The organism is Kineococcus sp. R86509, assembly GCF_042466365.1.
In the GTDB taxonomy this organism is placed as follows: Bacteria; Actinomycetota; Actinomycetes; order Actinomycetales; family Kineococcaceae; genus Kineococcus.
In genome coordinates this window covers 4905244-4924118 of sequence record NZ_JAXHCE010000001.1, presented here as the reverse complement: position 1 = coordinate 4924118, position 18875 = coordinate 4905244, and the positions used below count along the sequence as shown (strand labels likewise).

The 18875-nt window shown below is 71.1% G+C and carries 21 protein-coding genes; 6 read left to right on the top strand and 15 right to left on the bottom strand.

Features of this window, described 5'->3' with window-relative positions; translation table 11 throughout:
* Positions 1–112: 112 nt before the first annotated feature.
* Genes fliP through SJY07_RS24040 form a run of 4 tightly spaced genes read right to left on the bottom strand, consistent with a single transcriptional unit; the run spans position 113 to position 3211 of the window.
* Positions 113–1000, bottom strand: coding sequence for a flagellar type III secretion system pore protein FliP (fliP, locus tag SJY07_RS24055; protein WP_328291680.1), 888 nt, complete (start codon positions 998–1000; stop codon positions 113–115).
* Positions 997–1527 carry a FliO/MopB family protein gene (locus SJY07_RS24050; RefSeq protein ID WP_380161828.1) on the bottom strand — a complete coding sequence of 177 codons (531 nt, stop codon included), beginning with the start codon at positions 1525–1527 and terminating at the stop codon, positions 997–999. Before SJY07_RS24050 ends, fliP begins: the two co-directional genes overlap by 4 nt.
* A complete protein-coding gene (fliN, locus tag SJY07_RS24045) occupies positions 1527–2270 on the bottom strand; it encodes a flagellar motor switch protein FliN (RefSeq protein WP_380161827.1) in 744 nt (247 codons plus the stop codon). Before fliN ends, SJY07_RS24050 begins: the two co-directional genes overlap by 1 nt.
* Positions 2267–3211 carry a FliM/FliN family flagellar motor switch protein gene (locus SJY07_RS24040; RefSeq protein WP_328291683.1) on the bottom strand — a complete coding sequence of 315 codons (945 nt, stop codon included), beginning with the start codon at positions 3209–3211 and terminating at the stop codon, positions 2267–2269. The genes fliN and SJY07_RS24040 overlap by 4 nt, the downstream gene beginning before the upstream one ends.
* A gap of 331 nt (positions 3212–3542) precedes the next feature.
* Between SJY07_RS24040 and SJY07_RS24035 the strand changes: the two genes are divergently transcribed.
* The 5 genes from SJY07_RS24035 to SJY07_RS24015 all read left to right on the top strand — a co-directional run bounded on the left by SJY07_RS24035 (position 3543) and on the right by SJY07_RS24015 (position 8717).
* Entirely contained in the window at positions 3543–4955 is a 1413-nt protein-coding gene (locus SJY07_RS24035) for a ferric reductase-like transmembrane domain-containing protein (RefSeq protein ID WP_380161826.1), read from the top strand.
* A 74-nt stretch (positions 4956–5029) separates the two neighbouring features.
* Positions 5030–5440 (top strand): FMN-binding protein, encoded by a 411-nt coding sequence (locus tag SJY07_RS24030; RefSeq protein ID WP_380162512.1) that lies wholly within the window; start codon positions 5030–5032, stop codon positions 5438–5440.
* Positions 5437–6213 carry an FAD:protein FMN transferase gene (locus tag SJY07_RS24025; protein ID WP_380161825.1) on the top strand — a complete coding sequence of 259 codons (777 nt, stop codon included), beginning with the start codon at positions 5437–5439 and terminating at the stop codon, positions 6211–6213. The genes SJY07_RS24030 and SJY07_RS24025 overlap by 4 nt, the downstream gene beginning before the upstream one ends.
* Before the next feature lie 91 nt (positions 6214–6304).
* Complete coding sequence (locus SJY07_RS24020; RefSeq protein WP_380161824.1) at positions 6305–7702, top strand: MFS transporter; 1398 nt, start codon at positions 6305–6307, stop codon at positions 7700–7702.
* A 10-nt stretch (positions 7703–7712) separates the two neighbouring features.
* A complete protein-coding gene (locus SJY07_RS24015) occupies positions 7713–8717 on the top strand; it encodes an aldo/keto reductase (protein ID WP_380161823.1) in 1005 nt (334 codons plus the stop codon).
* Positions 8718–8725: 8 nt separating this feature from the next.
* Here SJY07_RS24015 and SJY07_RS24010 read toward each other — a convergent pair whose 3' ends face one another.
* The 5 genes from SJY07_RS24010 to SJY07_RS23990 all read right to left on the bottom strand — a co-directional run bounded on the left by SJY07_RS24010 (position 8726) and on the right by SJY07_RS23990 (position 12201).
* A complete protein-coding gene (locus SJY07_RS24010; protein ID WP_328291689.1) occupies positions 8726–8956 on the bottom strand; it encodes a hypothetical protein in 231 nt (76 codons plus the stop codon).
* A complete protein-coding gene (locus SJY07_RS24005; protein WP_380161822.1) occupies positions 8953–9711 on the bottom strand; it encodes a hypothetical protein in 759 nt (252 codons plus the stop codon). Before SJY07_RS24005 ends, SJY07_RS24010 begins: the two co-directional genes overlap by 4 nt.
* Before the next feature lie 34 nt (positions 9712–9745).
* Positions 9746–10636 (bottom strand): hypothetical protein, encoded by an 891-nt coding sequence (locus tag SJY07_RS24000; protein ID WP_380161821.1) that lies wholly within the window; start codon positions 10634–10636, stop codon positions 9746–9748.
* 96 nt (positions 10637–10732) lie between these two features.
* Entirely contained in the window at positions 10733–11359 is a 627-nt protein-coding gene (locus tag SJY07_RS23995; protein ID WP_380161820.1) for a DedA family protein, read from the bottom strand.
* Positions 11356–12201, bottom strand: coding sequence for a hypothetical protein (locus tag SJY07_RS23990; RefSeq protein WP_380161819.1), 846 nt, complete (start codon positions 12199–12201; stop codon positions 11356–11358). The genes SJY07_RS23995 and SJY07_RS23990 overlap by 4 nt, the downstream gene beginning before the upstream one ends.
* A 113-nt stretch (positions 12202–12314) precedes the next feature.
* On the opposite strand from SJY07_RS23990, the gene SJY07_RS23985 reads away from it, so the two are divergent.
* Positions 12315–13793, top strand: a complete 1479-nt coding sequence (locus SJY07_RS23985) for a sensor histidine kinase (RefSeq protein WP_380161818.1) — start codon at positions 12315–12317, stop codon at positions 13791–13793.
* Here SJY07_RS23985 and SJY07_RS23980 read toward each other — a convergent pair.
* The 6 genes from SJY07_RS23980 to SJY07_RS23955 all read right to left on the bottom strand — a co-directional run bounded on the left by SJY07_RS23980 (position 13783) and on the right by SJY07_RS23955 (position 18822).
* Entirely contained in the window at positions 13783–14442 is a 660-nt protein-coding gene (locus SJY07_RS23980) for a response regulator transcription factor (protein ID WP_380162510.1), read from the bottom strand. The two genes, SJY07_RS23985 and SJY07_RS23980, sit on opposite strands and share 11 nt — an antisense overlap.
* 143 nt (positions 14443–14585) lie before the next feature.
* Complete coding sequence (fliL, locus tag SJY07_RS23975) at positions 14586–15098, bottom strand: flagellar basal body-associated protein FliL (protein ID WP_380161817.1); 513 nt, start codon at positions 15096–15098, stop codon at positions 14586–14588.
* Between the two features lie 33 nt (positions 15099–15131).
* Positions 15132–16148 (bottom strand): flagellar motor protein MotB, encoded by a 1017-nt coding sequence (locus tag SJY07_RS23970; RefSeq protein WP_380161816.1) that lies wholly within the window; start codon positions 16146–16148, stop codon positions 15132–15134.
* Positions 16148–16921: a motility protein A gene (locus tag SJY07_RS23965; protein ID WP_380161815.1), complete on the bottom strand. Its 774-nt coding sequence runs from the start codon at positions 16919–16921 to the stop codon at positions 16148–16150. The genes SJY07_RS23970 and SJY07_RS23965 overlap by 1 nt, the downstream gene beginning before the upstream one ends.
* A gap of 3 nt (positions 16922–16924) precedes the next feature.
* A complete protein-coding gene (locus SJY07_RS23960) occupies positions 16925–17236 on the bottom strand; it encodes a flagellar FlbD family protein (RefSeq protein ID WP_328291715.1) in 312 nt (103 codons plus the stop codon).
* Between the two features lie 227 nt (positions 17237–17463).
* Positions 17464–18822 carry a flagellar hook protein FlgE gene (locus SJY07_RS23955; RefSeq protein WP_380161814.1) on the bottom strand — a complete coding sequence of 453 codons (1359 nt, stop codon included), beginning with the start codon at positions 18820–18822 and terminating at the stop codon, positions 17464–17466.
* Positions 18823–18875: the final 53 nt, after the last annotated feature.

The following is an 18875-nucleotide window of genomic DNA, read 5'->3' as shown; positions in this document are numbered from 1 at the left end:
ATACTCCGTTCGCGCGGGTTCACGCAGACCCTCACGGGGCTGCACCAGCGCTCACTTCGGACATCCGACGACACCACCCTGTGGTGCGTCCTTTCAGGTCACCTCGAGTGGTTCAGCCCGCGTAGGAGCTCACCAGGGCCTTGATGATCAGGCCCCAGCCGTCGACCATCACGAAGAGGAGGAGCTTGAAGGGGAGGGAGACGGTGACCGGGGGGAGCATCATCATGCCGAGGCTCATCAGGGCTCCTGAGACGACGATGTCGATCACCAGGAACGGGATGAAGATGACGAAGCCGATGATGAAGGCGCTGCGCAGCTCGGAGAGGGCGAAGGCGGGGACGAGGGTCGTCAGCGGGGTGGCCTCGCGGGTGGCGGGCAGGTCACGCTTGGCGGCCTTGGTCATCAGGGCCAGTTCCTCGGGCCGGGTCTGCTTGAGCATGAACTGCTTCAGCGGCTCGCTGCCGTCGGTGAAGGCGACCGTCGCGGTCTTGTCGCCCTTGAGGTAGGGCTGGATCGCGGCGTCGTTGATCGCGCTGAAGGTGGGGGCCATCACGAACATCGTGAGGAAGAGCGCGAGGCCGGCCAGCACCTGGTTGGGCGGGGTGCCCTGCAGGCCGAGCGCGTTGCGCGTCAGGCCCAGGACGATGAGGATCTTGGTGAAGCAGGTCGTGAGCAGCAGCAGCGCGGGGGCGACCGAGAGGATCGTCAGGGCGATGATGACGGTGACGGACTGGCTGGGTTTGCCGCTGACGCCGTTGATGTCCAGGGACACCGAACCGGGGGCGGCCGGGGTGGTCGGGGCCACCGGGTCGGCCGGCGCCACGGCACCGGCGGGGCTGCCCGCGCTCACACCCGTCACGTAGGCGACAGGGGCGGCGGCGGAGACGCTGAGCGGGGCGAGGGCGGAGGTGGCGGCCTGAGCGGACGCGGCACCTCCGGCGATCAGTCCACCGGACAGCACCAGCGCCGCGGCCAGGGTGCGGGCACGGGAGTTCTTCACCTGCGGGTCGTCCTCTCACGCAGAACGTCGACTGCCTTGGTCCAGGTGGCCGGCGACAGGGCCGAACCGGTGACGCCCGGCTGGGGGGCGTGGCGCGTGGGGAGCTTCGCGGCGACGGTCTCGCCGTCCTTGCGCAGGTAGCGCTCCCCGACGTTCGGCTGGGCCGCAACGACTTCCGGTCCGTCCGTGACGTCCACCGTGGAGGGTTCCACGGTGATGTCCCCTACCTCGACACCTTCGGCGATTTCCTTGAGTTCACCCGTCCGGGCGAACACGGAGGCGACGTCGGTCTCGCCGAGCAGGTTCACGCCGGCGTCGGAGACCCCGACGACCAGGGCCCGGTCGCCGACCTTGATGAGGGCGACGGCGGCCTTCGCGCCGAGGCTCTGCTTGGCCAGGACGGAGAAGTCCGCCCCGCCGGTCACGCCGCCCTGACGGCGGCGCAACCAGCGCGAGATCAGGTAGAGGAGGCCGAGCACCGCGACCAGCGAGATGCTCGTGCGGGCGATCGCGGCGACGGCGTCCATCAGGCGCCGGCCTCCGGGGTGACGATCTCGGTGATGCGGATGGCGTAGTCCTCGTCGACGACGACGACCTCGCCGCGGGCGATGAGCTGACCGTTGACCAGGATGTCCGCGGGGCTGCCGGCGGCGCGGTCCAGCTCGACGACGGAGCCGGGGGTCAGGGCCAGCAGGTCCTGCACGGTCATGCTGGTGCGCCCGAGCTCGACGGTGACGTCCATCTGCACGTCGCGCAGCAGGTCCATCGTGCGGGGGCGGCTCGCCGCGGGCGACGACGACGCCGACGCCGAGGCGGTGGGCTGCGGGGTGTCGTTCTGGACGGTGAGGGTCAGCCCGATCAGGGCCAGGGTCTCCCCGCCGGCGCCGATCACCGCGACGGCACCGCCGTCGAGCTGGGACAGGGCCTGCGCCGGGTCACCCTCGACGCCCGCGTCCAGGGTGCACTGCCCGAGGGAGTGCACGACGGTCTCCAGGGCCGGGCGCAGGGCGTCGACGGGGTCGAGGGCGCCCTCGGGGCTCATGAGGAGGGTGTTGAGGGTCTCCTCGCCGACGACGACGGTGACGCGGCCGTTGGCGGCACCGGCGAAGTTCGCGGAGACCGCGATGCCCTCCTCGCCGAGGTCGGGGGCCTGGGCGACGGTCACGACACCGGTGATGGTGCCGGGCGCCGAGAGCGGGAGGACGGCGAGCGCAGCCTGGGCGGCCTCACGCAGCGTGGCGGTCAGGTCGGTGTGGGTTGCGGTGCTCATCGTGCGTTCTCCTCGGGGGTCGGGACGATCAGGCAGGCGAGTCGGGGTCCGCGGCTACCGGCCACGGCGGAGGCGACGTGGGCGCCCTGGGCGACCACCTCGAGGGGCTCGTCGGCGCGTTGCGGCAGCCGCAGCACGTCACCGGGGATGAGCGAGAGGATCTCGTCGGGACGCATCTGCGCCGCCTTCATCCGGACCGAGACGTCCACCGGGATGTGCTCGAGGTGGTCGTCGAGGCGGTCGCGCATGAGGCGCCGGATCCGCAGTTCCTCGGGGCTGGCGACCCGCAGTTCCGCCGCGGTCAGCGCCGCGGACAGCGGGTCCAGCGGCATCGCGAGCGTCGCGGTGCCGGCGACCCCGTCCACCTCGAGGTGGAAGGAGGACACGATCATCACATCGGTCGCGGCGGCGGCCTGGGCGAAGGCCGGGTTCTGGTCGATCGCCGTGAGCTTCGGCTTGAGGTCCACGACCGTCACCAGCGAGGAGGCCAGTTCGACGAGCGTGCGTTCGACCATCCCGCGGGCCAGGACGGCCTCGATGTCGGTCAGCTGCCGGTTGGGCTGCTCGTTGTGGCCGCTGCCCCCGAGCATCCGCTCGATGCAGGAGAGCACGAAGGCGATGTCGAGGTGCAGGACGCCCGCCCCGGTCAGCGGCTCGGGGTCGAAGACGGCCATCACGGTCGGCAGCGGCAGCGACGCGGCGTACTCGTCGTAGCTGTACTGCTGGATGCCGTCGAGTTCGACCTGCACGGTGGTGCGCAGGGTGGAGGACAGCAGCGTCGCCCACTGACGGCAGAAGCCCTCGTAGGTGATCTCGAGCACGCGGGCGTGCTGACGGGACAGCTTGGTCGGCCGTCGGAAGTCGTACGGGACGGGAACACCGCGTCGCCGGGAGCGACGGGTGCCTGTCCGCTCGGCGGTACTGGGGGTCTCGGCTGCCACGAGCCCTCTATCGGCACGAATGGCCGTCACCCTTTAGCGCGAGCCCGAACGGGTGGTTCTGGGCGTTGCGGCTCAAGGGTTCGCCCCGACGCGAAGGGGCCGACGGGCAGGACGACGGCCGGCGTCCACCGGCTCGACGGGGTGCCCGGGGCCGGGAGTCCCGGTGCCCTCAGACCCCGGACCAGCGACCTGGGTCGGGTCGTGGGGTGACCTGTGCGTGACCTGGGAGGTGCGTGGACGTCCTTCAGGTCGCCTTCAGCCGGTTCGACCCACACTCGGAACCGGAACGACAGCGGCGAGGTCCCCACCCACGAACCCCTCGGAGCACTGCATGACCATCACGACGTCACCGGGCACCCGGTCGCAGCCCGGTCGTCCGCCCGGTCCCCCCACGGGCCGCGCCCGACGCGACCGGGGCGTGCGCCTCGCCGCGGGCTGCTCGCTGTGGGGTTCCCTGCTGCTCGTCACCTACTGGTGGGCCGCCGACCGCGGACTGCAGGACCTCACCGGCTGGGCCGACGCCCTGACCTCGCTGGGACGGTTGTCCGGCCTGGTCGCCTCGGTGCTGCTGCTGACCCAGGTGTTCCTCATGGCCCGCGTCCCGGTCCTGGAGGCCGCGTTCGGACAGGACCGACTCGCCCGGGTGCACCGGTGGGTGGGCTTCTGCTCCTTCGACCTGATGCTCGCCCACATCGTCACGATCACCTGGGGCTACGCCGGCGGGGAACTGACCCAGACCCCCGCGACCGGGTGGAACCTCCTGGTCGAGGAACCCGGCGTGCTGCTCGCCGGGGCGGGAACCCTCGCCCTGGTCGCCGTGGTCGTGACCAGCGTCCGCGCCGCCCGGCGCCGGCTGCGCTACGAGTCGTGGCACCTGATCCACCTCTACGCCTACCTGGGCGTCGGTCTCGCCCTGCCGCACCAGCTCTGGACGGGTCAGGAGTTCACCGGCCACCCGCTGCGGACGGTGTTCTGGTGGGCGGTCTGGGGGGCGACGATGGTCGCGGTCCTGGTGCACCGGGTCACCGTGCCCCTGGTGCGGAGCCTGCGACTGGACCTGCGGGTCACCTCCGTCGTGCAGGAGGCGCCCGACGTCGTCTCCGTCGTGATGACCGGACGGAACCTGCACCGGTTGGGCGTCGAGGCCGGGCAGTTCCTCGGGTTCCGCTTCCTGGACGGACCGGGCTGGATGCGCAACCACCCCTACTCCCTCTCCGCCGCCCCGGACGGCCGCCGGCTGCGGATCACCGTCCGCACCACCGGTGACGGCGGTCGCCGGCTGCGGAACCTGCGACCCGGGACGAGGGTCCTCGTGGAAGGTTCCCACGGTCGTCTCTCGGCCCGGGCCCGGACCCGCCGCGACGTCGTCCTCATCGGTGCCGGGGTGGGCATCACCCCCCTGCGGGCCCTGGCCGAAGGCCTCGGCTACGCCCCCGGTGAGGCGGTCCTGCTGCACCGCCACCAGGGGAGACCCCTGTTCGCGCGGGAGTTCGACGTCCTCGCCCGCGACCGCGGCCTGCGGGTGGTGGACCTCCCCGGTCCGCGCCGCGCCGAGGGGTCCTGGCTGCCCGCCGGCACTCCCCCGATCGACGACGTGACCGCGCTGCGTCACCTCGTCCCCGACATCGCCGGGCGCGACGTCTACGTCTGCGGTCCGGCGGGATGGACCGCGGACGTGCGCCGCGCCGCCACCGCCGCCGGGGTCCCGGCCGAGCGGTTCCACTGCGAAGACTTCGGATGGTGACCCGCGTGACCCGAGAAACTCCCCCGCGCGAACCCGGCGAGGGTGGCTCCACCCGCCGCATCGTCGTCGCCGGCATGAGCACCGTGACGGTGCTCGTCCTCCTCTTCGGCTACCACACCTCCACCGAGGGGGCCTCCTCGACGAGCACCGCGGTCGTGTCCCCCGCCGTCGCGGGAACCACGAGTTCGAGCGGCACCTCGACGACCGCGTCGGCGACGTTCACCGGTTCCGCCGCCGACACCAGGTGGGGACCGGTGCAGGTGGAGATCACCGTGGCGGACGGCGAGATCACCGCGGTCGACGTCGTGGAGTACCCCAGCGGCAACGGCAGGGACCAGGAGATCAACGCCCGTGCCCTCCCCACCCTCGTGCAGGAGACCCTGTCCGCGCAGAACGCCTCGATCGACATGGTCAGCGGAGCCACCGTGACCAGCACCGGGTACCTCACCTCCCTGCAGAGCGCGCTGGACCAGGCCGGACTGTGAGCGGGGAGCACGACGCCGCCACCGTCCGCCGGGTCGAGCAGGTTATGGGCTTCCCCGTGAGCCTCGCGATCCGAGGGCGACACCGCGAGGACGCCGCGGGGCGGGACGCCTGGGACGCGGTGCTCGCCTCGTTGCGCGCGGCGGAGGCCGTCTTCAGCCACTACCGCCCGCAGTCGTGGGCCTCGCGGCTGGGGCGCGGGGAGGTCACCGTCGCCGACTGCCCGCCCGAGGTGGCGGAGGTCCTGGCGATCGCGGAGGAGGCCCGTCGCGACTCCGGCGGCGCCTTCGACGTCCACCGCCCGGGAGCGGACGGGGTGCGTCGCCTCGACACCGCCGGCGTCGTGAAGGGCTGGGCCCTGGAACGCGCCGCGGTCTGGTTGACGGGTCTGCCGGACACCGACTCCTGTCTCTCCGGGGGAGGTGACGTGCTCTGCCACAACGCCTCCCCCGGGTCCCCGCCCTGGCGCATCGGCATCGAGGACCCCGCCGATCCCCGGCGGATCATCGCCACCGTGGCGATCGCGAACGGCGCGATCGCCACCTCGGGCACCGCGCACCGGGGTGCCCACCTCGTCGACGCCCGCACCGGCGCCGCGCCCACCGCGGTGGCCCAGGTGAGCGTGATCGCGCCGTCGCTGACCCGCGCCGACGTCGACGCGACCGCGGCCTACGCCCTCGGTCCCGACGCCGCCCGCTGGCTCGGCGGTCGGCCCGGGACGTCGGGACTCGTCGTGTGGGCCGACGGGACCACGGAGGTCGTCGGCGACCCGTGACGGGGGTGAGAGGGGGTGAGAGGGGTGAGAGGGGTGAGAGGGGTACTGCCAGGGCATCCCACCGCCCGGCGAGCCCCCCTACGGTGGGTTCGTGCGCCACCGTGACGAGGTCGAGGAAATGCCCGCGGCGGGTGTTCCCCCGGCCCCGGAACCCCCCGACTCCCCCCACGCCCGCGTCGTGATCACCATCGCGTCGCTGGGGTTCTTCCTCATCACCCTCGACATCTCGATCGTCAACGTCGCCCTGTCGGCGATCCGCGCGGAACTCGGCGGTGGGGTGACGGGGCAGCAGTGGATCATCGACGGCTACACCCTGCTGTTCGCGTGCCTGCTGCTGTTCGCCGGGAACCTCTCCGACCGGATCGGCGCCAAACGTGCCCTCGCGCTCGGCGTCGTCGTCTTCACGCTCACCTCGGCGGCCTGTGCGGCAGCCCCGTCGGCGATGGCGCTGATCGCCGCGCGGTGCGCGCAGGGAGCCGGCGCGGCGATCATGCTGCCCGCGTCCATGGCCCTGGTCCGGGAGGCGTTCCCCGACCCGGGCCGCCGGGCCCGGGCCCTGGGGATCTGGGCCGTCGGCGGAGCGGTCGCCGGCCTGCTCGGTCAGCCCCTCGGCGGTTTCCTCACCTCGCTGGACTGGCGTTGGGTGTTCCTGGTCAACGTGCCGGTCTGCGGGGGGATGCTCGTCTTCCTCACCCGGGTCGCGACCTCGCCGCGCCGACCGAGCCCCTTCGACGTGGCCGGTCAGGTCCTGGCCGTGCTCGGGTTGTCCGCCCTGGTGTTCGGGTTGATCGACGGCGGTCACCGGGGTTTCACGTCACCGACCGTGGTGGCGACCCTGGTCCTCGCCGTCGCGTCGATCGCCGGGTTCATCGTCGTCCAGGCCCGCGCCGCGCACCCGATGGTGCCGCTCGACCTCTTCCGCGCCCGCGGGGTGCGGATCGCGCTGCCGGTGGGTTTCGCCTTCATGGTCGGCAACTTCGGCAACGTGTTCGTCGTGAGCCTCTACCTGCAGCAGCACCTGGGGTTGACCCCGTTGCGGGCGGGACTGGTCTTCGTGCCGTCGGCGGTCCTCGCCGTCGCGGGGAACCTGGCGAGCGGACCGGTCACGAACCGCTTCGGCGCGCGGGTCCCCGTGGTCGCCGGTTTGACGTCGATGGTCGCGGGGTTGCTCGGGCTGGCCGCCACGGTCGGGGCCGGCTCGGTCGGGTGGACGGCGCTCTGCGTCTGCTTCATCGGGGCGGGTGGTTCGCTGGCGATGCCCTCGGTGACCTCGGTCGTCCTGGAGGGCGTCGCGCCGGAGCGGTCCGGCACGGCCAGCGCGGTGTTCAACACCTTCCGCCAGATCGGCGGCGCGGTCGCCATCGCCGTCTTCGGCGCCCTGGTGTCCGGTGAGTTCCTCGCGGGTGCCCGCGCCAGTTTCCTGATCTCCGCGGCGCTGCTCCTGGGCGCTGCGCTGCTGAGTCTTCGCGTCCCCACCCGAACCGTCTGAGGAGAAACCCGTGCACACCCGAACCCTCGGCCCGCAGGGCCCCGCCGTCTCCGCGATCGGCCTGGGCTGCATGACCACCACCGGCGGCTACGGCGCCACCCCCGACCGGGCGGAGATGCTCGCCCACGTCCGCTCCGCGGTGGACCTCGGCGTGACGTTCTTCGACACGGCCGAGATCTACGGCCCGCACGCCAACGAGGAACTCGTCGGCGAGGCCCTCCGCGACGTCCTCGCCGATCGGGACGACGTCGTGATCGCCACGAAGTTCGCCCAGCACGTCGACCCCGCCACCCGGACCGCGACCGGGCGGATGCTGCGACCGGACGAGGTCGCGGCCGCCGCCGACGGTTCCCTGCAGCGCCTCGGGGTCGAGGCGATCGACCTGTACTACCAGCACCGGGTCAACCCGGAGTTCCCGATCGAGGAGTTCGCGGGTGCCGTCGCGGACCTCGTCGCCGCGGGCAAGGTGAAGCACTACGGGCTCTCCGAGGCGGCCGCCGACACCATCCGCCGGGCGCACGCCGTGCACCCGGTGACGGCGGTCCAGAGCGAGTACTCGCTCTGGTGGCGTCGCCCCGAGGAAGCCGTCCTCGGCGTGTGCGCCGAACTCGGCGTCGGGTTCGTGCCCTTCAGCCCCCTCGGCAAGGGTTTCCTCACCGGGACCATCGCCACCGGGACCTCGTTCGCCGAGGGGAGCGACCTGCGCGCCAGCATCCCCCGCTTCGCGGCGGCGGCCCAGCAGCAGAACGCCGCCGTGGTGGACCTCGTGCGGCGCTTCGCCGAGCGGAAGGGCTGCACACCCGGCCAGATCGCCCTGGCCTGGCTGCTGGCCCGCCAGCCGTGGATCGTCCCCATCCCCGGGACCACCAACCCGGGGCGGCTCCGCGAGAACGTCGCCGCGGCCGACGTCACCCTCACACCCGAGGAGGTGGAGGAGCTGTCCCGGCAGTCGGCCGCCCTCGAGATCGAGGGTGGCCGCTACCCGGACTGGCTGGAGGCGCAGACGAACCTGTGACTCGGTCGTCACCGACGCCGATCCCGACGCCGGGGCCGGCGCAGTTCCGGGGGTGCGCTCGAGACGCCGACACCGAGCATCACCAGCACCGTCACCGGAGGTAGCCACCACACCGGGAACCCCACCGCACGACCGCCGACGATGAGCAGGACCATCGCCGCGATCCCCACGACCATCCGCCAGTCATCACCGATGACGAGGTCGCGGACGACGTCCAGGACCACGCGCAGCGCCTTCACGACCCGGCCCGCGCGGACGCGTCCACGCGCGGGGTCCGCGCACGCAGCAGCAGCGTGTACCCGACGGCGAGGCAGGCGGTGAACGCGACGAGCACCGGCAGGGCGGCGTCGGCACCCGGCCAGAGCACCCCGGCGCCCTCACCGCTCCAGAACATCCCGAAGGAGGTCAGCAGCACGCCGACGACGAACTTCAGCTGGTTCTCGGGCACCCGCGACAACGGGCCCCGGACCAGGAGGCCGGCGACGGTGACCACGAGGACCGCCGCCGCGGCCCCCAGCGCGGCCAGCCCGATGCGTCCGGCGTTGGCCCCGAAGGTCAGGACGATGAAGACCACCTCGAGACCTTCGAGGAGGACGGCCTTGAAGCAGAGGGTGAACGCGTAGGCGTCGACGCCGTCCGACGTCGCGATCGCCTGCGAGCGTGCCGCCGCCGCGTGGGCGGCGAACAGGGCTGCCTCGTCGTGCAGGGCCTTGCGCCCGGAGGCGCGCAGGACCGCCTTGCGCAGCCACTGCAGCCCGAAGATCAGCAGCAGCGCCCCCACGAGCAGTCGGAGCACCTGCAGGGGAACCACCGTCAGCGCGGGCCCGAGGCCCACCACGAGCACGGCCAACGCGGCGAGACCCGCGAGGACGCCGAGTCCGCCGGAGCGCCAGCCCCGCGTCACGCCCACGGCGAGGACCACGGTGAGCGCCTCGACGGCTTCGACGGTGCTGGCCAGGAAGACGGAGAGGAAGAGCGCGGAGGTTGCGGTCACGGATGCTCCTGGCTCGGTGCGGGCGGACTCCCGATCAGCTGCGGTCCCCGCCGGCGTCGCCGGGCAGGGACTCGGTGGCGACCCGGGGCGACGACGACGGCGCAGCACGGCGCACCGGCACGTCCGCGGAACCATCCGGGACCCCTCCGGTCTGCTCCTGAACGTCGCTGCGTTTCACCGCCAGGTAGGCCACCAGGGCGACGATCACGACGAGCGCGACGAGGGTCACCGGGCCGTCCCCGAGACCGACACCCCCTCCGACGGAGGGTTCCTTCGCCAGCCAGTCCGCGAAGGAGGCCCCCAGCGGGCGGGTCAGCACGTAGGCCACCCAGAACGTCGCGACCGGGTTCGCTCCGAGTCGCCACGCCACGAGGGGAACCGCGATGGCGACCGCGAAGAGCAATCCCGAGGGCAGGAAGCCGAGGTGCATCGTCAACCCGGTCAGGTCCCCGACCGCCGTCCCCAGCGCGAAGGTCGCGACGACGGTGGCCCAGTAGAACCGTTCCCTGCGGGCCGTCGTGATGCTGTGGATGTCGAGGGTGCCCTCGCTGCGCCGCCACCAGGTGAACAGGACGATGACCACGACCCCGTAGAACGCCGAGGTCACGTAGTAGGACAGGCCGGTCACCACGTGCAGCACGTCGGCGACGATCGTCCCGAAGACGGCGATCATCGCGACGGCGAACCAGTAGCGGACCGCCTGGTAGCGCGTCGCGCGCAACTGCCACCACAGGGCGAGGGCGAACCCCCCGACGCCGACCACCCCGCCGAGGACGAGGTTCGTCGTGCCGAGGAAGTCCGAGGCCGCCTCTCCCATGCCGGTGGTGAGCACCTTCACCACCCAGAAGAGGACGGTGATCTCGGGCACCTTCGCCGCGACCGGGGGACGCGCGCAGGGGAAGCGCTTCAGGGGCGTGCGGGCCATGGGGCGTCGTCTCCAGACAGGGGGTGGGCGTGGCGGCGGCGTTCGCGGGTTCCCCCCCATGCTGCCTGCGAGTCGCTGAACCGCGGCTGAGAGCGGTCAGCGGCGTGAGGTGGTTCCTCGCCGCGACCTCAGCAGTTCCACCAGCACCGGCAGCAGCGAGACCACCACGACGACGGCGATGATCGGCAGCAGGTAGGCGTCGATCCCGGGGATCTGCCCACCGAGCACGTGTCCGGCGAGAGTGACCCCGAGGGCCCAGAGGAGCCCCCCGACGCACTGCCACAGGGTGAAGGTGCGGGCCGGGACGCCCACCGTCCCCGCGAGGGGGTTCATCAGCGTCCGGACCACCGGGATGAACCGCGCGAGGACGATCGCCTTGCCGTGCCCGTAGCGTTCCAGGACGGCGCGGGCGCGCTGCACCCCCGCGTAGCGCCGGCGGTGCTCAGGACGCTCCAGCAGAGCCGGACCCGCGGCCCGGCCGATGAGGTAGCCGACCTCCGCCCCCAGCAGGGCCCCGCCGACCGCGGCCAGGAGCACCGGGACCAGGGACAGGTGGACCGAGGAGCTGACACCCGTCGCCGTCAGCAGCCCGGCGGTGAAGAGGAGCGAATCACCGGGCAGGAAGAACCCCACGAGCAGCCCGGTCTCGGCGAAGAGGATCACGAAGACCCCCAGGGTCCCGAAGGACGACAGCAGGTGCTGGGGGTCCAGCAGCGTGCTCACGACGACAACGAGGAGGAGGACGACGAGGCGGCCGGGGCGCCGCGCCGGTCGGGGGCGTCGACCCTGCTGACACTCAGGTAGACCACCACCGCCAGGATCGCCGCGAGGAACAGGACGCTGGTCACCGTGGTCCCCAGACCGAGACCGCCGTCGGCCCGGTCCTGCGACAGCAGGTCACCCAGGGACGCGCCCAGCGGGCGGGTCAGGACGTAGGCCGCCCAGAACGTCCCGACGGCGTTCAGGCGCAGCCCGAAGCGCAGCACGGCGACCACGGCGATCGCGACGGCGAACAGGACGACGGAAGCGAGGTAACCGATGCCGGTCGTCTCGGCCACGAAGTCGCCCGCGGCGGTGCCCAGGGCGAAGGTGAAGAGGATGGTCAGCCAGTAGAAGGCTTCCCGCCGGGGGCTGTCGATCGCGTGGATGGACAGCGTGCCCTCGACCCGGTGCCACGTCAGGAACGTCGCGGTCAGCAGGACCGCGAAGACGATCGTGGAGGCCAGGAGCGGCACCCCGAGGCCGTCGGTCAGGTTGTCGGTGAGCAACGTCCCCACGACGCTGATCAGGACCACGGCCAGCCAGTAGACCGGGGGCCGGTAGCCGCGGCGGTGGAACTGCGCCACGAGCACGACCGCGAGCAGCACCGTCATGACGATGCTGGTCGCGGTGAGACCGAAGCCGAGGGTCTCGTTGAGGTAGTCCGCCGCGGTCTCCCCCACCGTGGTGGCCAGCACCTTGACGATCCAGAAGAACGCGGTGACCTCGGGAACCTTGTTCGCCGCCGTGCGCAGGGCGGCACCGGTGCCGCCCCGGGGTCCCTCCGGACCATGAGTCTCTGTCATGTCCCCAGCGTGGCGAAGGCATGCTGAACCTCTGCTGAGCGGCTCGGTGCGCACGGTGGTGCGCGACGATCAGAACCGGGACAGGCCGTTCCAGGGTGAGAGAGGTGGATCCAGTGGTCGCAACCCCCCGTGGGGTGCTCGGCAGGGTTCTCGGCTGGTGGCGGGCGGCCGGGGTGCAGATCCGCTCCACGATCGCCGCCACCGTCCTGCAGGCCGTGGTCGTCGCCGCGGCCGGCGCCGTGCTGCTGCTGGCGCTGAGCAACAACCTGGACAACAGCATCGACGCCGGCAACCTCGCCACCGCGCAGGGGGTCTCGGCCCTGGTGGACGGGGACATCGCGAGTTCCACCGCCGTCGCCACGACCGACTCCCCGAACCGCGAGGACCTGCGCGACGCCATCTCCGCCGCCTCCCGGCGACGAGCGGTGGTCCAGGTCCTCAACGCCGACGGCACCGTCATCGCCGCCAGCGACGACCTGCGGGGTTTCACCGCGCTCGCCCGGGAACTGCCGGCCGCGGGGGGGACCCGGACGCTCGAGAGGGCCCTGCCCTTCGACGACGACCCGTACCGGTTCACGGCGCTGGGCGGCGCGGTCGACAGCACCCGGTTCACCGTGCTCATCGGACAGTCGCTGGGTACGGGCGAGGACACCCTGCACGCCGCGGAGGTCGCCCTGACCGTCGCCGGCCCGCTGCTGCTGCTCGCCGTGGCCGGGGCCACGTACCTGTTCATCGGGCGGTCGCTGCGCCCGGTCAGCGAGATCCGCACGACCGTCGAGGGGATCAGCCTGCGCGACCTCTCGGAACGGGTTCCCGTCCCGCCGGGCGACGACGAGGTGTCCCAACTGGCCCGGACGATGAACGCGATGCTCGCCGACCTCGACCGGGCGACGACGGCGCAGCGGCAGTTCGTCTCCGACGCCAGCCACGAACTGCGCAGTCCGGTCGCCACCCTGCGGGCCGCCGCCGACATCGCCCTCACCGTTCCCGACCGCGCCGACCGAGGGGACCTCGCCGTCCTGGTGCGGGGTGAGGCGCAACGCCTGGACCGGCTCGTGGCCGACCTGCTGCTGCTGGCCCGGGTCGACGAGCGCAGCCGTGGTTCTGCGGGTACCCCTCAGCGCGACGAGGTCGACCTCGACGACCTGGTGACCGCCGAGGCCCGCCGGTTGCGGACGGCCACGACGCTAGACGTCGCCGTGCACCGCGAACCGGCCCGGGTCCTGGGCGACGGTCACGCGCTGTCGCGGGTGCTGCGCAACCTGACCGACAACGCCGCCCGGCACGCCGTCTCGAAGGTGTCCATCGCTCTGCACCGCAACGGCTCCACGGCGGTCCTGGACGTGGTCAACGACGGCCCCCCGATCCCCGGCCAGGATCGCGAACGCGTGTTCGACCGGTTCGTGCGCCTGGAGGAGAGTCGTGCCCGCGACCTCGGCGGCACCGGTCTGGGGCTGGCCATCGTCCGCGAGATCGTCCTGGCCCACGGCGGGAACGTCCGCGTCCTCGACCCCGACGACGGCCCGGGGACGTGCTTCCGGATCGAACTCCCGATCTCGGAGTTCCCGGACTCCCCGGAACTCACGGACTGACGAAGCGGTAGCCCGAACCCCGGATCGTCTCGATGAACTCGCGACCGATCTTGCGGCGCAGGTACCCGACGTAGACCTCGACGAGGTTCTCGTCGCCGTCGTAGAACTCGTCCCAGACGTTCTCGAGGATGTTCGTCTTGGTCAGGACGTCGCCGGCGTGGCGCATGAAGTGGTGCAGCACCTGGAACTCCCGCGCGGTGAGGCGGACCTCCTCGCCGCGCAGGTGGACCCGCTGCTGGGCGGGGTCGAGGGCGAGTTCCCCCGCGCTCAGCGTCGCGGGTCGCTCGGGCGCACCGCGTCGGACCAGCGAACGCAACCGGGCGACGAGGACCTCGAAGGAGAAGGGTTTGCGCAGGTAGTCGTCGGCGCCGAGGTCGAACGCGTCGGTCTCGTCGTACTCCCCGTCCTTGGCGGTCAGCATGAGGATCGGGGTCCAGACCTCGCGCGCCCGCAACGTCCGGCAGACCTCGTAACCGTTGAGCACCGGCAGCATGATGTCCAGGACGACGACGTCGAACGACCCCGCGGTGGCCCGTTCCAGCCCGGCTCCCCCGTCGTGGACGACCTCGACGCTGAACCCGACCCCGGTCAGCCCTGACGACAGCGTCGCGGCGAGCGTGACCTCGTCGTCGACCAGCAGCACCCGCACCGTCATCCCCCCTGGACCCGTGGTCAGGCGAGTTTGCCACGACTCACCCCGCCTCAGCGTTCCGACCACCAGAGCGGGGTGAGTGGAGACGCAGGAAGGCCCCGGACGCTGGTGCCCGGGGCCTTGCTGGTGGAGGGTTCAGCTCACTGCATGACGAAGGAGGTCAGGTAGATGCCCATGACCCCTTCGGTCTCCTCGCCCTTGTCGTCGTGCGTCTTGTACGCCTCGATGACCTTCTCCTGCAGCTCGTCCTTGAAGTGGTTGCGCTGATCGGTGTTCTGCAGGTCGGTCATCGAGAGGTTGGAGTACTCGTTGATGATCAGGTCGTAGGCCTTGGAGCCGTCGAGGGCGGTGCTGCCGCCCTCGTGACCGCCACCGCCGGCGGCCAGGACGCCCTGCAGCGCGACGCCGATCTTCAGGTAGTGCCCGTCGGCGAGGTTGACGCTGATCGGGTCGAGCGCGGTGACGTCACCCGGGGTGAGGGTCGGCGTGGGGGTCGCCGTCGCGGCGGAAGCGCTGTCGCCCTTGGTGAGGAAGAAGACACCGCCACCCACGCCACCGGCGAGCAGGACGGCCGCACCCGCGGCGATGATGATCATCTTCTTCTTGCCGCCGGGCTTGGCCTCGCCGTCGCCCTTGGTCTTGTCCTTGGCCATGGGGAACTCCGTTCGGTCGTGTTCGTCAGGGGGTCAGTGAGCGACGTTCGCGGCGAGGTTCGGCGCGATGCCGGTGGCGAGGTCGGTGGTGGAGGTGACGCTCGAGGTGTTCTTCGCACCGGCGGTGTCGGTGGTGCCGGTGAGTTCCTTGGGTCCCGCGCCGGTGTCGGTCTGGGCGGCGACCTCGGGCAGGAGCGCCTTGACGGCGTCCGAGCTCGGGGAGGCGATGACCAGGTCGACGCGACGGTTGCCCGTCAGCGCCTTGGGGTCCTCGTTCGGGTACAGCGGACGGCTGTCGGCGTACCCGGTGCCCGAGAGGTGGTCACCGGGGATGCCGGCGGCGATGAACCGCTGGACGACCGTCATGGCGCGGGCCGCGGAGAGGTCCCAGTTGTCGCGGTAGCGGGTGGAACCCTTCAGCGGCAGGGCGTTCGTGTGCCCCTGCACCGCGACGTCGTTGGGCAGCTGGGCCAGGATCGGCGCGATGACGTCCAGCACCTCGCGGCCCTTCTCCTCGACCTCGGCGGAGGCGTTGGCGAAGAACACGTTGTCGGCGACCAGACCGACGATGAGCCCGTCGGAGGTGATCCGGTAGGTCACCTGGTCCTGGTCGTCCTTCGCGGTGAGCGCGTCGTTGATCTGCTTCTCGATCTCGCGGTAGTCCTGGACCTCCTGCTTGGCGTCCTGGAGGTCGGACTGGGTCTGGGCGGTCTGCTGACGCTGCAGGACCTGCTTCACCTCGGAGGAGATGCTCTGCTGCAACGGCTGACCGGTCGAGTTCGGGCTGATGTCGATGGGCATGTCGCCGTTGGCCGCGTCCAGGATCCCGGAGTTCCCGGAGACCGCCTGGTTGGAGGCGGCGGTCCCCTTGGTGAGACCGTCCTTGAACTGCGCGAACTTCAGCTGGTCGACCTGGCTGAGGGCGAAGAGGACGATGAAGAGGGCCATCAGCACGGTGAGCATGTCGGCGTAGGCCACCAGCCACCGTTCGTGGTTGGCGTGCTCCTCGTGCTCCTCGTGCTTGTGACGCCGCTTGTGCGCCGCCGACATCAGGCCGCCTTCTTGTCCGGAACCGCGGTGCCCGGGGGCAGCAGGCTCTCGAGCTTCTTCGCGACCGAGCGGGGGTTGGAGCCCGCCTGGATGGCGAGGATGCCCTCGACGACCAGTTCCATCTGCGCGGTCTCGATGGCCGAGAGGCGGGTCAGGCGGCTCTGCAGGGGCAGGTAGAGGATGTTCGCGCTGGCGACACCCCAGAAGGTCGCGACGAACGCGCCGGCGATGAGCGGTCCGAGGGCCGCCGCGTCGGTCAGGTTCGCGAGGACGACGGTGAGGGAGATGACGGTGCCGCAGATGCCGACGCTGGGGGCGTAACCACCCATGTCACCGAAGATCTTGGCGCCCTGCTTGTCCGCGGCCTTCTTGGCCTGGATCTGGGCGCTGAGGATCTCGTAGAGCTCGTCGGGGTCGGTGCCGTCGATCGCGGTCTGCAGGCCGTCGCGGAGGAACTCGTCGTCCACTTCCTTGATGGCGTCCTCGAGGGCCAGGAGGCCCTCGCGGCGCGCACGCTCGGCCATGCTGACGATGACGCCGACCGTGGCGCCGGAGTCCTTGGGCTTGCCCAGGAAGGCCCGCTTCAGGGACTTGAAGGCCCCGATGCCGTCCTTCAGCGTCCCGCCCATGAAGCCGACGCCGAGCGTCCCGATGATGACGATGACGAGCGGGCCGGGCAGCAGGAGGTCCGTGGGCGAACCACCTTCGTGGTTCTGCGTCCAGAGGATGGCGGCGACGGTGACGATGAGACCGCCGATGGTTGCGAAGTCCATGGCTCAGGGCCTCCTGCGGTGCAGCGGGACCGGGGCCGGCAGGTCGCCGTCCGTGTCGCTGTGGGTGGATTCGGTGGTGTGGTGCGGGAGCTCCAGGACGTCGGCCGTGCCCGTCTCCTCCAGGGAGTGCGCGGTCGCGACGACCCGCGCGCGGAACGCCATGACGCGCTCGATGATCTCGGCCAGCGGTTCGGTGACGACGAACTTGGCGCCGTCCACGAGCGTGATGACCGTGTCAGGGGTTGCATCGACACGCTGGATCAGGTCGGGGTTCACGGCGAACACCGATCCGTTGAGGCGAGTCACGAGGATCACAGGGTTTCCATCCTTGGCGGTGGAGTGGGGCGCCCGTCCGTGGGCTGGTTCATCCAGTCCATCGGCGTGCGGGGCGTAGACCTGAGAGGGGGTTGCGCGGTACACCCGTTCGTGCTAATGCGCCGAGGATCGTCACTGGCTGCAACGAAAACACCCTCCTGGAGCGTTGCTCCAGGAGGGTGTTCGGCAGTTCTGCGCCGGCTCTTGAACTAGCGGCGGAACCAGGATCAGCGCTTCAGGTTGACCAGGTCCTGCAGGATCTCGTCAGAGGCCGTGATGACCTTCGAGTTCGCCTGGAAACCGCGTTGGGCCAGGATCAGGTTGGTGAACTCCGAGGAGAGGTCGACGTTCGACATCTCCAGCGAGCCGGCCAGGATCGCACCACGGCCGCCACCACCGGCGATGCCGAAGACGGGCTGACCGGAGTTGGTCGAGATGCTGTAGAGGGAGTTCCCCTCCTTGCGCAGACCGGCGGAGTTGTTGAACGACGCGATGGCGATCTGCCCCAGGGTCTGCTTGTACCCGTTGGAGTAGTTGCCGGTGATGACACCGTCGGTGCCGAAGGCGAACCCGGTGAGGGTACCGATCGGGGCGCCGTCGGCGACGGGGTTGACACTGCTGGTGCCGGTGTTGCCGACGAAGCTGGTGAGCCCACCGAGGTTCAGGTCGATGTTGTAGCCGCCGTTCGTCCCGAAGGCGGGGATGCCGGCGGTCATGTTGTTGTTGTCCGACGCCTTGCCGTCCGGGTCGAAGTTCACCGTCTGCTTGCCCAGGGTGACCGTCTGGCCGTGGGAGTCCTTGGCCGAGATTGCCCAGTCGTTGCTGGGTTCGTACTTGGCGTCGGTCGCCGGGGTCCCCGGCGTGGTGCCGTTGGCCGGAACGGCGGGAGTCCCCGGGGTGTACTTCACGGAGTTGACGAAGGTCACCGAGATGGTGGTAGCGACACCCTGCGCGTCGTAGCTCGTGAAGGACGAGGTCACGGTGGTGCCCTTGATGTGACCGGTCGCGTCGATGTCCGCCGCCGCCGGAGCCGAGGTCGGGATCTTGAAGGTGCGATCGATGTTGCCCTTGAACTGCGCCTTCGTCGTCTCCTGCGCCGGCATGACCGTGTCGGCGGGGATGACGAGCTTGCCGATCTGCCCGTTCGTGTTGACGTCTCCCGCGGCGTCGGCCTTCCAGCCCATCACGTAGCCACCGTCGTTGGTCACGACGGAGCCGTTGGCATCGAGCGTGAAGGAGCCGTTGCGGGAGTAGAAGGTCCCCTCCCCCTGCTGGATGGCGAACATGCCGTCGCCCTGCAGCATCAGGTCCGTCGCCTTGCCGGTCGCCTGCGCGGAACCCTGGGTCATGTTCTGGGTGATCGCGTCGACGCGGACACCGAGGCCGACCTGCGCGGGGTTCGTCCCGGCGGCGGCGTCGGTCGGAGCGCCGGCGGCCTTGGTCAGCTGGGACAGCGTGTCGGCGAAGACGACGCTGGAGCTCTTGTAGCCGGCGGTGTTGACGTTGGCGATGTTGTTGCCGACGACGTCCATCATCGTCTGGTGGGAACGGAGGCCGCTGACACCGGAGAACATGGAGCGAAGCATGCTTCAGACCTTTCGAGGGGCTGACGGGGAACTGGGAGGACGAGCGGGAGCGG